The organism is Shimia sp. (genome assembly GCF_022448905.1).
Taxonomy (GTDB): Bacteria; Pseudomonadota; Alphaproteobacteria; order Rhodobacterales; family Rhodobacteraceae; genus Shimia.
Genome location: NZ_JAKVCW010000020.1, coordinates 15,612 through 28,995, shown reverse-complemented (window position 1 = coordinate 28,995; position 13,384 = coordinate 15,612). Strand labels below are relative to the sequence as shown.

Genomic DNA, 13,384 nt, shown 5'->3' with positions numbered 1-13,384 from the left:
GTTTTGAGAAAGACAAACTGATGATTGAGATCAAAAATCTGAGCAAGACCTTCACTCTGCACAATCAGGGCGGGGTCGTTATTCCGGTGATGGACGCGGCTGAGCTTTCGGTGGCACGCGGCGAATGTGTGGCCCTGACAGGAGCATCAGGGGCAGGAAAATCCACCTTGATGCGGATGATTTACGGCAACTATCTGGCCGCCGCCGGTTCCATTGTGGTGGACGGTGTGGATGTGGTTACTGCTGAGCCACGTGAGATTTTGGCGCTGCGGCGGGAGGTGCTGGGCTACGTAAGCCAGTTCCTTCGCGTCGTACCCAGGGTGCCAACCTTGGACGTGGTGGCCGAACCTTTGCTGGCCGTTGGTGTTGAGACTGAAGCGGCCCGGGACCGGGCGCGTGACCTGTTGGCGCGGCTTAATATTCCGGAGCGGTTGTGGTCTTTGTCGCCGACGTCCTTTTCAGGTGGTGAGCAGCAGCGTGTGAACATCGCGCGAGGATTTGCGCATAGCTATCCGGCGATGTTGTTGGACGAGCCGACAGCCAGTTTGGATGCCGCAAATCGCGAAACCGTGCTGAGCCTCATTGAGGAGGCCAAAGCGCGTGGCGCGGCCATTGTGGGCATTTTCCATGATGAAGCCGCGCGGGAGCATGTTTGTGACCGGGAGATTGATGTCACGGTGTTCACCCCCGGAGTGGCAGCGTGATGACAAATGTAATTGGCGTTGTCGGTCCTTCAGGTGTGGGCAAAGACTCTGTGATGGAGGCCATGGCCGCTTTGCGCAAAGACATCACACTTGTGCGCCGTGTGATCACACGCCCGGCTGGTGCTGGCGGGGAAAAGTCGATTGGCGCCACCGACGCGGAGTTTGACAATCTGATTGCCCAAGACAGGTTTCAGATGTGGTGGGCCGCACATGGCTTGCGTTACGGGGTACCACGGGCGGCGGTGGCGCACCCTAAGGCTTCACTGGTGTTGGTGAATCTGTCGCGCGGCGTTTTGGATCAGGCGCGGGCAGCGTTTGATGACTTTGCCGTCCTGTCGCTCACGGCCAAAACGGAAACGCTTGCCACCCGCCTTGCGGCCCGTGGGCGAGAAACCTCCGCCGAGATTGTCGCCCGTTTGGAGCGGGCCGACAGCATGCGCCCGCAAGGACCGGATGTGATCGAAATTGCCAATGATGGGCTGTTAGGCGAAACCGTACAGCGCGCCTTGGCCGCGCTTCAGCCGGAGAGGGTCTGACGATGGATTTCGTGGAACTTGCCCGTTATGTCCTCGCCCACCAAGGTCAGGCTGTCGACTTCAAACGGGCGCGGCAACAGCGGAGTGATGTGAGGTGCAAGAGCGTCCATCGTGGCCTCAACGTCAGAGCCGAGACGCCCGGACAAGGTGATGTGAAAGCGGAACTCTTCCATAACGTAGGGGTAACCCCATTGCGCCAGCAGCTCCTCTTGTTTGGCCGACAGTTTGGCTTTGCGGCGGCGGGCCAGTTCGGCCTCCGTCGGTGGCGCGCGAAAGTCATCCAACTCGCGCACCACTGCGCCTGCCAAATTGGCCAACGGGGTTTGATCGCCATCGACTTTCAACGCAATAAATCCGCCAAGACGGGCCAGAACCAAGCCGCCCAGCGTGACCGGCGCCAACGTGGTGCAGAGCGCTTCAAAACGCCGGGCAAGTTCTCCGGCATCTGCGCCCTCCGCCAAAAAAATCGGGGGCTTAATGGTGCCGTGCAGCCCGTACTTGCGCGGTGTCGCCGTTATGTCCGCAACCGGCCGTGGCAATCCATCCATCTCTGGATGGGCCACCGTCTGCCCGGAAACCAGATCCCACCCCAGCCAAGACTTCCCAAAATCCGCCAGTGCGCCGGGATGCGGAGTGTAGTATACGCCGTATCTTTGAAACTGCATGGTGCCCCTTTCAACCTTTTGACAGCGAATGCCAACAATGCGTGACACCCACATGACACAAGAGATGATCCTTGCAAATGCCACCCTCGTTTTACCGGAGGAAACCGTGACGGGATCCATCGTGGTGCGGGACGGGCAGATCGTGGACATTGCGCAGGGCACTTCGGTGCCGAACGGCGCGGAGGACTGCGAAAGGGATTTTGTAGCGCCTGGGCTGGTGGAGTTGCATACCGACAATCTGGAGCGGCATATGAAGCCGCGTCCCAAAGTGGACTGGCCCCATCAGGCCGCGATTGTGGCGCATGATGCGGAGCTCGCAAGTGTCGGTATCACCACGGTTTTTGACGCTTTGCGGGTTGGCTCGATCCTGTCTGATGAGCGACGTAACTACGGCAAATACGCACGCTCTGTGGCCGATGAAATTCTGTCGATGCGCGACAGCGGGGGCTTGCGGATCAGCCACCATCTGCATCTGCGGGCGGAGACCTGTTCGGAAACTTTGGTAGAGGAACTGGCCGAGTTTGGACCGGACGATCGGGTTGGTATTGTCAGCCTGATGGACCATACGCCGGGTCAGCGCCAGTTCACCGATATCTCGAAATTTGAAGCTTACGTTTGTGGCAAATACGCGATGGATGCGGAAGGCTTTGGGGAGTATGTGCAGTTTCTCCATGGTCTGCACGACCAGTTTGGCAAAGCCCATGAGGAGGCGACAGTAGCGGCCGCCAAGCGCTTTGGTGCAGTGTTGGCGAGCCATGACGACACAACGGCAGACCAAGTGGCCACCTCTGCGGCCTATGGTATCCACCTGGCGGAGTTCCCAACCACGATTGCGGCGGCGTTAGCCAATCACGCCCACGGCATCGCCAATATCATGGGTGGACCCAACCTTGTGCGGGGTGGCAGCCATTCCGGCAACGTTGCGGCGATGGAACTGGCTCAAAATGGGCTGCTCGATATCATTTCGTCGGACTATGTGCCGTCTTCACTGCTGTTGGGCGCCGTGATGCTGGGCAATGAATGGGGCAATATGGCCAAGGGGCTGCACACTGTGACAGCCGCCCCCGCCAAATACACCAACCTTGAAGATCGCGGGCGTTTGCAGGTTGGCCTTCAGGCGGACCTTATTCGGTTCCGTTTGACCGAGGATGTGCCAGCGTTGCGCGCTGTTTGGCACAAAGGGGTGCGCGCGGCTTAGGGGCCAAAAACTGAAAAAAGTGTTTCTGGATCGCGGTTCAAATTGCCTGTCGTGAAATCAAGGATCTGGTGTAGGCTGGGCCTACTACACTTGTGAAGGATACGCGACATGACCCCAGAACAGATCGCTTTGGTGCAGGGCAGTTTTCGGCAGGTGACCCCAATGGCTGCCCGCATTGCGGATCTGTTCTATGGGCGGTTGTTTGAGCGGGCGCCGGAGGTGCGGCCGCTTTTTTCAGACGACTTGGCGGAGCAGAAAAAGAAGTTGATGCAGATGTTGGGGCTGGCAGTGACCGGGTTGAATAGTCCTGAAACTCTGTTGCCGGCAGTGGTGGGTCTCGGTGAGCGGCACAGTGGCTACGAGGTTGCGCCGGAGCATTACGCCGTTGTAGGCGAGGCTTTGATTTGGGCCTTGAGGCAGGGGCTAGGTGATGAGTTCACACAGGATGTCGCGGAGGCTTGGACCGCTGCCTATGGCACGCTAGCTGACGTGATGATCGGCGCGAGTTCCGGCGGGTCCTAGACAAAAAAGCCCCCGCTGTTGGGGAACAGCGGGGGAAGTCTCCTCACGGGTTAGGAGATCCTAGAAGAAGCCCAACTTGTTTGGGTTGTAGCTCATCAGGATATTCTTGGTCTGCTGGTAGTGGTCCAGCATCATCTTGTGGGTCTCACGGCCAATTCCGGACTGCTTGTAGCCACCGAAGGCCGCGTGGGCCGGGTAGGCATGGTAGTTGTTCACCCAGACGCGTCCTGCCTCGATGGCGCGGCCAAAGCGATAGCAGGTGTTGGCGTCACGCGACCAGACTCCGGCGCCAAGACCGTACATAGTGTCATTGGCAATCGCGAGCGCCTCTTCTTCGTCTTTGAACGTGGTCACGGAGACAACCGGGCCAAAGATCTCTTCCTGGAAGACGCGCATCTTATTGTGGCCCTTCAGTATGGTTGGCTGGATGTAGTTGCCGCCCGCAAGCTCGCCGTTGAATTTGGCTGCTGCGCCGCCGGTCAGCACTTCGGCGCCTTCTTCCACACCGATGGTCAGGTAGGAGAGGATTTTCTCTTGCTGCTCTACAGAGGCCTGCGCGCCCACCATGGTTTCCGGGTTGCGTGGGTCACCTTGTTTGATGGCTTCCACCCGGGCAATCGCGCGTTTAATGAACTCTTCGTAGATGTCTTCTTGGATCAACGCACGGGACGGGCAAGTGCAGACTTCGCCTTGGTTGAAGGCAAAGAGCACAAAGCCTTCGACCGCTTTGTCGAGGAAGGCGTCGTCTTTGGCCATGACATCGGAGAAGAAGATGTTTGGCGATTTGCCGCCCAATTCCAAAGTGACCGGGATCAAGTTGTCCGTGGCGGCGGCCATGATTTTCTTGCCGGTCGCGGTGGAGCCGGTGAAAGCGATCTTGGCGATGCGCTTGGAGCTGGCCAGTGGGGCGCCCACTTCTACACCGTAGCCGTTCACAATGTTCAGGACGCCAGAAGGCAGGTACTCGGCCATAATTTCCGCGAGGATCATGATCGCGGCAGGGGTCTGCTCTGCTGGCTTCAGCACGATGCAGTTGCCGGCGGCCAGAGCGGGTGCCAGTTTCCAGGCGGCCATCAGGATGGAGAAGTTCCATGGGATGATCTGGCCAACAACGCCCAGTGGCTCGTGGAAGTGATAGGCCACGGTGTCCGCGTCGATTTCGGACATGTTGCCTTCCTGACCGCGCAGCACGCCTGCGAAGTAACGGAAGTGGTCGGCAGACAATGGAATGTCCGCTGCCATTGTTTCGCGGATTGGCTTGCCGTTGTCCCAGGTTTCCGCTTGGGCCAGACGTTCAAGGTTGGCATCGATGGCGTCCGCGACTTTCAACAGTAGGTTGGATCGCTCAGCCGCGGAAGTTTTGCCCCAGGCGTCCTTGGCGGCGTACGCGGCGTCCAGCGCTTTTTCGATGTCGGCTGCGTCGGAGCGGGCGACTTCGCAGACTTTCTCGCCGGTGATCGGGGTGACGTTGTCAAAGTAGCGGCCGTTAACCGGTGCAACAAATTCGCCGCCAATGAAGTTGTAGTAGCGATCTGCAAACGGTGAGACGTAAGTGCCAGCCTCGGTGTGTGTCATGTCGTTCATAGTGGTCCTCCTCTAGGTCCGATCTCCTCCGATCGGATTGCCGGGAGGATGGCGCAGGCCAAAAAGGCGGTCACTGCGGTAGAGAAGGTCGAGGTCTTAATGTGTCTCAGGGGCGAGACACATTCGATTACGTTTCGTTAAGGCCGAGGCGTTTCATGCGGCGATAGAGCGTAGCGCGGCCAATACCGAGTTGGCGCGCTGCCTGGCTGATGTTGCCGTCCGCACGGGCGATGGCCCGCACCACGGCGGCGCGTTCGGCTTTCTCAAACCCGGTGGGGCCGTCTTCGCGCCCCAGGATGTCTGCGGCGGGGCGCGGCGTGAGTGCGGGGCTGCTTTCTATGCCAAACACCCGGCGGGCCTCGCGGGTGGCGCCGACCACCAGATCGTCGCTGTCGATGGCCAGAAGGGTGGCGGCTTCGGCGTCTTCGCTTTCGGCGACGACAATGCGGGCGTTGGGAAAAGTGGCGCGGAAGTGGGCTTCTTCGATGGCGCGGGCGGTCTGAGCCACTTGGGCGGCGATTAGGCGGTTGAAGGCTTCGGTTTGATCCGCGCGGGCGGATGACACATCGAGGGCGGCGACAATCGACCCGTCGCTGCCGTAGATTGGCGCGTCGATGCAGCTCATCGCGGTGTTGCGGGCAAAGAAATGTTCATCTCGGTGGATGATGAGGCGGCGGCCTTCGGTGAGGCAGGTGCCAATGCCGTTGGTGCCTTCCTGGGCTTCGCTCCAATCCGCGCCGTTGCACAGGCCCCAGTGGTCGAAGGTTGGCGCGTCGGCGTCGCTGAGCCGTTGGTCGAGGATCACGCCTTTGGCGTCAGACAAAAACACCCCGCAACCGGATTGGCCGACCAGTGCATAAAGCGCGTCCAGGCGTGGGGCGGCCACAGTCATAAAGGTGTCGAGCGCCGCGCGGCGGTCCTTGAGGCAGTCCTGGGTCACACGCGCAACGTCGCGTTTGGAGGCCGGATCCAGCCCATGTTTGTGGGCGGAGCGGCGCCAGCTTGCGGCGAGGCGGGAGTGTGCGGCGGCAGAGGATGAAAAGGCAGCGTCCAGAACGCGGTCAACATGGGAAATGGGGCGCATGAGGGTCGCTCCGAATGTGTAACGAACAGGGGGGCTGGCTGAAACTGGCTGCGGGTCTGGTTGGTAAGCTACTGGAAAGCGGGAGAAGTGCAACTGCGACCAAAGGCGCGGGCGCGGCGCAAAAAAAGGGCGACATCTTTGCGAGATGCCGCCCTTGGGGAGGTGTCTTTGGGATAGGTCCGGTTGGCCGGATCTTAGGTTAGTCTGGTTGGGTCCAGCGCTGCGGGCAGGTTTTGGTAGCACACCGGACGCAGGAAACGGCGGATGGACAGGGTGCCGACAGAGGTGGCACCGAAGTTTGTGGAGGCCGGATAAGGGCCGCCGTGCACCATGGTGTCACTGACTTCAACGCCGGTTGGGAATCCATTGGCCAGAATGCGACCTGCTTTGCGTTCCAGAATGGGCAGCAGGCTTTGCGCGGCTGCGGTGTCGGCGTCGTCCATGTGCAGGGTGCAGGTAAGCTGGCCTTGAAGCTGTTTGGCGACGGCTCGCATCTCGTCGAGGTTCTCCGCCGCCAGGATCACGCCCAGCGGGCCAAACACTTCCTCGCCCAGCACCTCGTTGGCGAGCCAGTTCTGTGCGGTGGTCTGGTAGAGATACGGCGTGGCGCCGCGCAGGTCGCAGCTGGTTTTCAGCAGTTCCTGAACGCCGGTTGTTTCGGCCACAAGCGTTTGACCTTTGCGGTAGGCGGCGGCGATGCCGTCGGTGAGCATGGTTTGCTCTGGCTGATCAGCCAGTGCGGTGGTGGCTTCCTGTGCGAAGGTTTCAGCATCTTTGCCAGCCAGAACAACGGCAATGCCGGGGTTGGTGCAGAATTGGCCCGCACCCATGGTGAGGGAGCCAGCCCAGCCGGTTGCCAGTTCCGCATGGCGGTTGGCCAGCGCGTTTTCAAAGATGAACATCGGGTTCACGGAGCCGAGTTCGCCAAAGAAGGGGATCGGTTCAGGGCGGGAGGCGCATAGGTCAAACAGGGCACGGCCACCGGCGAGGGAGCCGGTGAAACCCACCGCTTTGATCAGCGGGTGTTGCACCAAGGCAGACCCAACGGCGCGGTTGCCGCCCTGAATCAGGCTGAAGACGCCGGGATGGATGTCGCAGGACTTGATGGCCGCGTGGATGGCTTCGGCGATGATTTCACCGGTGCCTGGGTGGGCGGAGTGGCCTTTGACCACAACGGGGCAGCCGGCAGCCAATGCGGCGGCGGTGTCGCCTCCGGCGGTGGAGAAGGCCAGCGGGAAGTTGGAAGCGCCAAACACGGCGACAGGGCCAATGGGACGCTGCATCATTTTGAGCTCGGGCCGTGGCAGGGGCGCACGGTCCGGCAAGGCGGGGTCGTGGCGCAGGTCGAGGAAGTCGCCTTTGAGGATGTGCTCCGCAAACAGGCGCAGCTGTCCGGTGGTGCGACCGCGTTCGCCTTGCAGGCGGGCTTCGGGCAGGCCGGTTTCTTGCGTTCCAATCCGGGTGATTGCCTCGGCGCGGGCCTCGATTTCATCGGCAATGGCGTTCAGAAATGCGGCGCGCTCGGCGCGGGTGGAGTAGCCAAAACTCCAGAACGCGTCTTCGGCCGCTTGCACAGCGGCGTCTACGTTGTCGACGGTGCCGACAGAGAAGTCATGCGCGGGGCCATGCGCAGGCTCGGATGGAAATTTGGTGTCGCCCGACACCCAGGTGCCAGCAATGAGGTGGTTGCCGTGAGGAACAAAAGTCATGTGGGACTCGCTGTTAAAAAAACTCAGTTATGGATATTGTATCCAATTTAGTAGCGCGTGCAAGTCCGATCCGGCAAAATGCGCTTGTGTCTTAGGTTTCGATGGCGCGTTTGGCTTCGATCAGTTCCAGAAGCTCAGTTTTGGTGCGCTCGATATGGGCCGCCAGAAGATCACAAGCGGCGTCCACATTCCGATCCCGCGCCAGTTTGAGCAGATTGCGGTGCTCTTCCTTGGCCGGTTCCCGTTGTTCCATGACGCTGAGATGTAGGCGCACGTAGCGGTCTGATTGAACGTTGATACGGTCCAGGATGTCTTTGGTTAGGCCACGACCCGCAGCGGCATAAAGCGCGCCGTGATATTCGTGATTGAGTGTGCCCCAGCGGGACACGTCATCCTCATCATAAGAGGTTTCCATTTGATCGAGGATTTTCTCACAAAGACTGAAATCTGCTAAAGACATCAAAGGGATCGCGCGGCGGAACAGGTCGGTCTCGATCAGGATACGCAGATCAAAAATTTCGCCAATCTCGGCAATAGAATGCTTGGTAACCGTGCCGCCACGGTTGTTGGCCCATTGGATGAGGCCTTCGGCGTTCAAGCGTTTGAGGGCCTCGCGGATCGGCATGCGGGACACGTCGTATTCCTCCGCGAGGGCTTCCTGACGGATCGGCTCACCTTCCGACATGTCGCCGCTGAGGATGCGCTCGCGCAGATCGTTGGCGATCATCTCTGGCAGACTTTGTTTGGTAACCGCGCGCTTTCCAGCCATGCCGTGTCCCTCGTTCTAAGGTGTGTTTTGGATACAACTACCGGCTGGGCGCTGATTTTCCAACAGGATTTGCAGCTGGATCGTGGTTTTAGGGCTTGAGAATAGGGAAGAGTCTATTGTATCCAATATCCACTTACTCAGATTGGGAGACCTTGGAATGACGGACATGGTTCAGTTGCCGCTGGAAGGGGTGCGTGCGCTTTCGGTGCAAACCTTGTCAGACGTGGGCTATGGTCCGCGCCATGCCGCGGCGATTGCCTCGATGCTGTATCAGTGTCAGCGCGATGATTGTCAGTCCCACGGTTTGTTTCGCTTGTTCATGTGTCACCAGACCATGAAGGCGGGCAAGATCGACGGCCATGCCTTGCCGCATATTGATCCGTCCGACGGGGCCATTGTGCGGGTGGATGCGCGGAATGCGATGTCTATTCTGGCGGTGAACGAGGCGATGCCGCTGTTGATCGAAAAAGCGCGCAAATTTGGCATGGCGGCCATGGCGGTGAACAACTGTTTCCACTTTTCGGCCCTTTGGCCGGAAGTGGAGCGGTTGTCCGAAGAAGGGCTGGCTGGTCTTTCTATGGTGCCGAGCCATTCCTGGGTTGCGCCTGCGGGCGGCAAACGAGGGACGCTAGGGACCAATCCCCTGGCGTTTTCCTGGCCGCGTGCGGGCAAAGACCCGTTTACGTTTGACTTTGCCACCAGCGGCTTTGCGCGAGGGGAGATCGAGCTGTATTTGCGCGCGGGCAAACCATTGCCGGAAGGCGTGGCGGTAGATGCCGAGGGCAATTATACCACTGACCCGCAGGCAGCGTTGGATGGCGCGATGCTGACCTTTGGCGGCTACAAAGGCTCCGCGCTGTCGATCATGATTGAGTTGATGGCCGGGCCGCTGATTGATGATCTCACCAGTGCGGAAAGCATGGCCTTTGCCGAAGGGCAGGGAGGAGCGCCCTATCATGGCCAGATCATTCTGGCGTTTGACCCGTATCACCTGAGCGGTGGGCGTGTGGCGGATAATGATGCGCGGGCTGAGCGGTTGTTTGCAGATATTCTGGAGCAAGGCGCGCGGCTGCCGTCTCAACGCCGGTTTGAGGCGCGGGCTCGCAATTCGGAGCGCGGATATGTTGAGGTGCCAAAGGCGCTTCTTGAGGATCTGAAGACACTGGGCGGCTAAGGGCCGCCCAGCCTGTTTTATGCGCCCCAGGTGTCGCTCAGGCGGTAGCCTGTGGGCCAGGGATCGTCCGGGTCCAACATGTGTTGATGTATGCCGGTCACCCAGCCGCGGCCAGAGATTTCCGGGACAATGGCTGGGCGGTCGCCAACGGATGTGCTTTCCACGATGCGGCCGGAGAAGCGGGAGCCAATGATGGACATCGCTTCAAAGGTCTCGTTGGGTTTCATCTGCCCCTTGGCGGCCATAAGGGCCATGCGGGCGGAGACAGCTGTGCCAGTGGGGGAACGGTCCACTTTGCCCGGCTGAATAGCCACGGCAGATTTGCCCGTGAGGCCTGTCTCTGTGCGGGAGAGGGGGCCGCAGAACGCGCAGAAAGAGATGTGGTCCCAATCCGTATTTTCCGGGTGCGTGAAACCAAGCTGGTCGTTTGCGGCGTTGGTGATGGCGACACCCAGACGCGCGATGTCTTTGGCCTCGTGTTCCACAATGTCAAAGCCAAGCGCGGAGGCGTCGACAACCACAAAGCTGTCGCCGCCATAGGCCGTGTCCACCGTGATTGTGCCGTGACCCGGTACGTCCAGCGGAACGCCAATTTTGTCGGCAAAGCTGGGCAGGTTTTGCACAAAGATACGCTGCGCCTTGCCGTCTTTGCATTCAGCACGGACTTTGACCAAACCGCCGGGGGCCTCCAGCGTCATGTGGGTTTCCGGTTCCTGCATCGGGATGATGCCACTGTCCAGAAGCACCGTGGAAACGCAAATCGAGTTGGAGCCAGACATGGGGGGCGTGTCCTCGGGCTCCATAATGATCCAGGCGGCGTCGGCGTCCGGATGTTTGGGCGGTACCAGCAGGTTCACATGGCGGAAGACACCACCACGCGGTTCGTTTAGGACGAAGTTCCGCAGGGTTTGATCTTTGGCAATGAAGCTGCGTTGCTCCCAGATGGTGTCGCCCGGTGGCTGGGTTACGCCACCGACAATCACGTCGCCCACTTCGCCTTCAGCATGGGCGGAGATCACGTGGATGGTTTTGCTGCTGCGCATTATGTGGTCCTTCAGCGGTAGGTGGCGACTGGCTCGCCGAGAGCGTCAAACACAGGTGTGATGCCAAGGCCTCGCGTGTCCGGTGCGGTCATGCGGCCATTCTTACGCTCCGGTGCACCCTCGGCGATGGTGACTGTGCCGTAAGAGTTGAAGTCTGTCGCGGAGAAAGTGAATTCCGCGGGGGTGGAACGTGCGAGATGGGCAATGGCTGCGGTGGTGATGTCGCCGCCCCAGGTGTCCTCAATCGTCATGGGGATGCCATGCGCCACGCAGAGGTCCCGCATCTGGCGGGCCTTGGTGAGGCCGCCGACCTTGGAGATTTTCAGGTTGATGGCGTCCATCGCGTCTTCAGCAATGCCTTTCACCAGGGTGTTGGGCGTGTCGATGACCTCGTCCATCACAAAGGGCAGAGAGGTGCGGCGGCGGATCGAGACGCTTTCCTCATAGGTCAGGCAGGGCTGTTCGATATAGACGTCGAGATCGGACACGGCGTTTACAACCCGGGCGGCTTCATGACGGGTCCAACCGGTATTGGCGTCGGCCACCAACTGATCGGTTTTCTTCAGAACAGCGCGGGTGGCGCGGATGCGGTCAATGTCGTCATTGGCTTCACCGCCCACTTTGAGTTGGAACTTGGTGTAGCCTTCGGCGGCATAGCTTTCGATTTTTTTGGCCATGACATCCGGGTCTTCCTGGCTGATGGCGCGGTAGAGCACAACGTCGTCTTGCGCGGCACCGCCCAGCAGGGTGTAGACTGGCAACAGGGTGGCTTTGCCCAGCAAGTCCCAGCAGGCGATGTCGACTGGGGCTTTGGCATAGGGGTGACCGCGCAGGGCGGCGTCCATGGTGCGGTTGATGGCGCCAATGTTGAGCGGGTCCTGACCAATGAGGTGGGGGGCCAGTTCGGCAAGGCCAGCACGCACGCCTTTGGCAAAAGACGGCAGATAAGCGGAGCCCAGTGGGCAGCACTCAGCGTAGCCTTTGAGGCCTTCATCAGTGAGGATTTCCAGCACTGTGCTGTCAAAGACCTCGATGAAGTTGCCGTTGGACCAGTTATAGCGGCCTTCTTTCAGAGGCAGGTCCACTTGGTAGACGTTGAAACCGGTGATTTTCATAAGGGCGCTCCTTCAGAAACGGGTGGCCGCATAGGCGGTCAGAGGTATGGCGGGTGAGGCGTTGTCCACGAGATCCGCGATCAGTTCGGCGGTGCCAGCGGATTGGGTGAGGCCGAGGTGGCCGTGGCCAAAAGCGTAGAGGATGTTGCTGCTGCGTGCGGAGGGGCCGATGACGGGCAGGCTGTCTGGCAAAGAGGGGCGGCAGCCCATCCATTGCTTGCCGCCAGACGTGTCCAGCGCAGGCATGAACTTGGCCGCTTTGTGCAGAAGTGTGTCGGCGCGTTTGTAGTTGGGTTTGAGTTTGAGGCCGCCAAGTTCCACAGCACCGCCGACGCGGACGCCGCCGTTGATCTTGGTCACCACAAATCCGTGCCCACCAAAGGTCAAGTGGGTGCGCAGCGGGAAGGCGCCTGCAGGCAGCGTGGTGTTGTAGCCGCGTTCTGTTTCAAGCGGGATTTTGTCGCCCATAGTATGGGCGAGGTGATGGGACCAAGCTCCTGCCGCCACAATCACTTTGGGGGCGGTGATGGGGCCGTTTTCGGTGTGCACAACGGCGGCGCTATCATGGCATTTCAGCGCGTGAATGGTTGCAGTGTCGATATGACCACCAAGCGCGAGAAATGCTTTGGCGAGATGCTGTGTCCAGGCTTGAGGATCAACTGTGTTCATCCAGCCGGGAGTGAACATCGCATGGGTGAACCTCGGATCAAGCCCAGGTTGGATTTCTGCGATGGCGTCGGGGCTTTCGAGCATTTGAAAGTCGATGCCATGTGCGCGGCGCAGCTCCCAACCGGGCAGGCTGGCGCGGAACTCTTTTTCGCCTTCATAGAGTTGTAACTGGCCTTCGCGCTGCATCATGTCTTCGCCATTTGTGGCGGTGATCTGACGCTCCAGAGCAGCGCGGGAATGGGTCATCAACCGGGTTTGGGCATCCACCGAGGCGGTGTAGCGGTCTTGCCAGCTGGCACGCCAAAAGCGGAGCATCCAAGGAGCGATTTTCAGAGCGTAGGCAGGTGGAATCGACAGGGGGCCAAGCGGATCAAGCAGCCATTTGGGAGCTTTGCGCATGATGCCGGGGGTGGCGAGCGGGACAATATCGGTAAAGGCAAAGGCGCCTGCGTTCCCTTGGGAGGCTTCCGCCGCAATACCGCTGCGATCCAGAACACGGACCTGATGGCCGCGACGTTGCAGTTCCAGTGCGGTGGAGATGCCGATGATGCCGGCGCCAATGACGATGATATCGTTTGTCATGCCTGTGACCTGTCGTGAGAGGGAGGAACC

13 protein-coding genes are annotated in these 13,384 nt (G+C 60.0%); 5 read left to right on the top strand and 8 right to left on the bottom strand.

Going from position 1 to position 13,384, the window contains the following annotated elements; genetic code table 11:
- The first annotated feature begins 20 nt into the window (after positions 1-20).
- Positions 21-704: a phosphonate C-P lyase system protein PhnL gene (gene phnL / locus MK208_RS18985; protein WP_294119155.1), complete on the top strand. Its 684-nt coding sequence runs from the start codon at positions 21-23 to the stop codon at positions 702-704.
- Positions 704-1,240: a phosphonate metabolism protein/1,5-bisphosphokinase (PRPP-forming) PhnN gene (gene phnN, locus MK208_RS18980; RefSeq protein ID WP_294119153.1), complete on the top strand. Its 537-nt coding sequence runs from the start codon at positions 704-706 to the stop codon at positions 1,238-1,240. Before phnL ends, phnN begins: the two co-directional genes overlap by 1 nt.
- On the opposite strand, the gene MK208_RS18975 is transcribed toward phnN, so the two are convergent.
- Positions 1,222-1,905: a DUF1045 domain-containing protein gene (locus MK208_RS18975; RefSeq protein WP_294119151.1), complete on the bottom strand. Its 684-nt coding sequence runs from the start codon at positions 1,903-1,905 to the stop codon at positions 1,222-1,224. The two genes, phnN and MK208_RS18975, sit on opposite strands and share 19 nt — an antisense overlap.
- Before the next feature lie 52 nt (positions 1,906-1,957).
- Between MK208_RS18975 and MK208_RS18970 the strand changes: the two genes are divergently transcribed.
- Together MK208_RS18970 and MK208_RS18965 are read left to right on the top strand one after the other, a co-directional pair.
- Entirely contained in the window at positions 1,958-3,103 is a 1,146-nt protein-coding gene (locus MK208_RS18970; RefSeq protein ID WP_294119210.1) for an alpha-D-ribose 1-methylphosphonate 5-triphosphate diphosphatase, read from the top strand.
- Positions 3,104-3,211: 108 nt separating this feature from the next.
- The gene (locus MK208_RS18965; protein WP_294119150.1) at positions 3,212-3,625 is read left to right on the top strand and encodes a globin family protein; all 414 of its coding nucleotides are present in this window, start codon (positions 3,212-3,214) and stop codon (positions 3,623-3,625) included.
- 60 nt (positions 3,626-3,685) lie between these two features.
- Here the strand turns inward: MK208_RS18965 and MK208_RS18960 are convergent, their stop codons facing one another.
- The 4 genes from MK208_RS18960 to MK208_RS18945 all read right to left on the bottom strand — a co-directional run bounded on the left by MK208_RS18960 (position 3,686) and on the right by MK208_RS18945 (position 8,771).
- Complete coding sequence (locus tag MK208_RS18960) at positions 3,686-5,209, bottom strand: aldehyde dehydrogenase family protein (protein WP_294119149.1); 1,524 nt, start codon at positions 5,207-5,209, stop codon at positions 3,686-3,688.
- Positions 5,210-5,336: 127 nt separating this feature from the next.
- Positions 5,337-6,293 carry a helix-turn-helix domain-containing protein gene (locus MK208_RS18955; RefSeq protein ID WP_294119148.1) on the bottom strand — a complete coding sequence of 319 codons (957 nt, stop codon included), beginning with the start codon at positions 6,291-6,293 and terminating at the stop codon, positions 5,337-5,339.
- Between the two features lie 194 nt (positions 6,294-6,487).
- A complete protein-coding gene (locus MK208_RS18950; RefSeq protein WP_294119146.1) occupies positions 6,488-8,002 on the bottom strand; it encodes an aldehyde dehydrogenase (NADP(+)) in 1,515 nt (504 codons plus the stop codon).
- 91 nt (positions 8,003-8,093) lie between these two features.
- Positions 8,094-8,771, bottom strand: a complete 678-nt coding sequence (locus tag MK208_RS18945) for a GntR family transcriptional regulator (RefSeq protein ID WP_294119143.1) — start codon at positions 8,769-8,771, stop codon at positions 8,094-8,096.
- A 157-nt stretch (positions 8,772-8,928) separates the two neighbouring features.
- On the opposite strand from MK208_RS18945, the gene MK208_RS18940 reads away from it, so the two are divergent.
- Positions 8,929-9,945: an Ldh family oxidoreductase gene (locus tag MK208_RS18940; RefSeq protein ID WP_294119142.1), complete on the top strand. Its 1,017-nt coding sequence runs from the start codon at positions 8,929-8,931 to the stop codon at positions 9,943-9,945.
- 17 nt (positions 9,946-9,962) lie between these two features.
- Here the strand turns inward: MK208_RS18940 and MK208_RS18935 are convergent, their stop codons facing one another.
- The 3 genes from MK208_RS18935 to MK208_RS18925 are packed head-to-tail and all read right to left on the bottom strand — an operon-like array spanning position 9,963 to position 13,354.
- Positions 9,963-10,988, bottom strand: a complete 1,026-nt coding sequence (locus tag MK208_RS18935; protein WP_294119141.1) for a proline racemase family protein — start codon at positions 10,986-10,988, stop codon at positions 9,963-9,965.
- 11 nt (positions 10,989-10,999) lie between these two features.
- Complete coding sequence (locus tag MK208_RS18930; RefSeq protein ID WP_294119140.1) at positions 11,000-12,103, bottom strand: cis-3-hydroxy-L-proline dehydratase; 1,104 nt, start codon at positions 12,101-12,103, stop codon at positions 11,000-11,002.
- A 12-nt stretch (positions 12,104-12,115) separates the two neighbouring features.
- Entirely contained in the window at positions 12,116-13,354 is a 1,239-nt protein-coding gene (locus MK208_RS18925) for an FAD-dependent oxidoreductase (protein ID WP_294119139.1), read from the bottom strand.
- Positions 13,355-13,384 lie beyond the last annotated feature (30 nt).

Excerpts from the sequence above, each read along its gene's own strand:
- phnL (WP_294119155.1), top strand. The coding sequence starts at position 21 with ATGATTGAGATCAAAAATCTGAGCAAGACCTTCACTCTGCACAATCAG.
- phnN (WP_294119153.1), top strand. The coding sequence starts at position 704 with ATGACAAATGTAATTGGCGTTGTCGGTCCTTCAGGTGTGGGCAAAGAC.
- MK208_RS18975 (WP_294119151.1), bottom strand. The coding sequence starts at position 1,905 with ATGCAGTTTCAAAGATACGGCGTATACTACACTCCGCATCCCGGCGCA.
- MK208_RS18970 (WP_294119210.1), top strand. The coding sequence starts at position 1,958 with ATGACACAAGAGATGATCCTTGCAAATGCCACCCTCGTTTTACCGGAG.
- MK208_RS18965 (WP_294119150.1), top strand. The coding sequence starts at position 3,212 with ATGACCCCAGAACAGATCGCTTTGGTGCAGGGCAGTTTTCGGCAGGTG.
- MK208_RS18960 (WP_294119149.1), bottom strand. The coding sequence starts at position 5,209 with ATGAACGACATGACACACACCGAGGCTGGCACTTACGTCTCACCGTTT.
- MK208_RS18955 (WP_294119148.1), bottom strand. The coding sequence starts at position 6,293 with ATGCGCCCCATTTCCCATGTTGACCGCGTTCTGGACGCTGCCTTTTCA.
- MK208_RS18950 (WP_294119146.1), bottom strand. The coding sequence starts at position 8,002 with ATGACTTTTGTTCCTCACGGCAACCACCTCATTGCTGGCACCTGGGTG.
- MK208_RS18945 (WP_294119143.1), bottom strand. The coding sequence starts at position 8,771 with ATGGCTGGAAAGCGCGCGGTTACCAAACAAAGTCTGCCAGAGATGATC.
- MK208_RS18940 (WP_294119142.1), top strand. The coding sequence starts at position 8,929 with ATGACGGACATGGTTCAGTTGCCGCTGGAAGGGGTGCGTGCGCTTTCG.
- MK208_RS18935 (WP_294119141.1), bottom strand. The coding sequence starts at position 10,988 with ATGCGCAGCAGCAAAACCATCCACGTGATCTCCGCCCATGCTGAAGGC.
- MK208_RS18930 (WP_294119140.1), bottom strand. The coding sequence starts at position 12,103 with ATGAAAATCACCGGTTTCAACGTCTACCAAGTGGACCTGCCTCTGAAA.
- MK208_RS18925 (WP_294119139.1), bottom strand. The coding sequence starts at position 13,354 with ATGACAAACGATATCATCGTCATTGGCGCCGGCATCATCGGCATCTCC.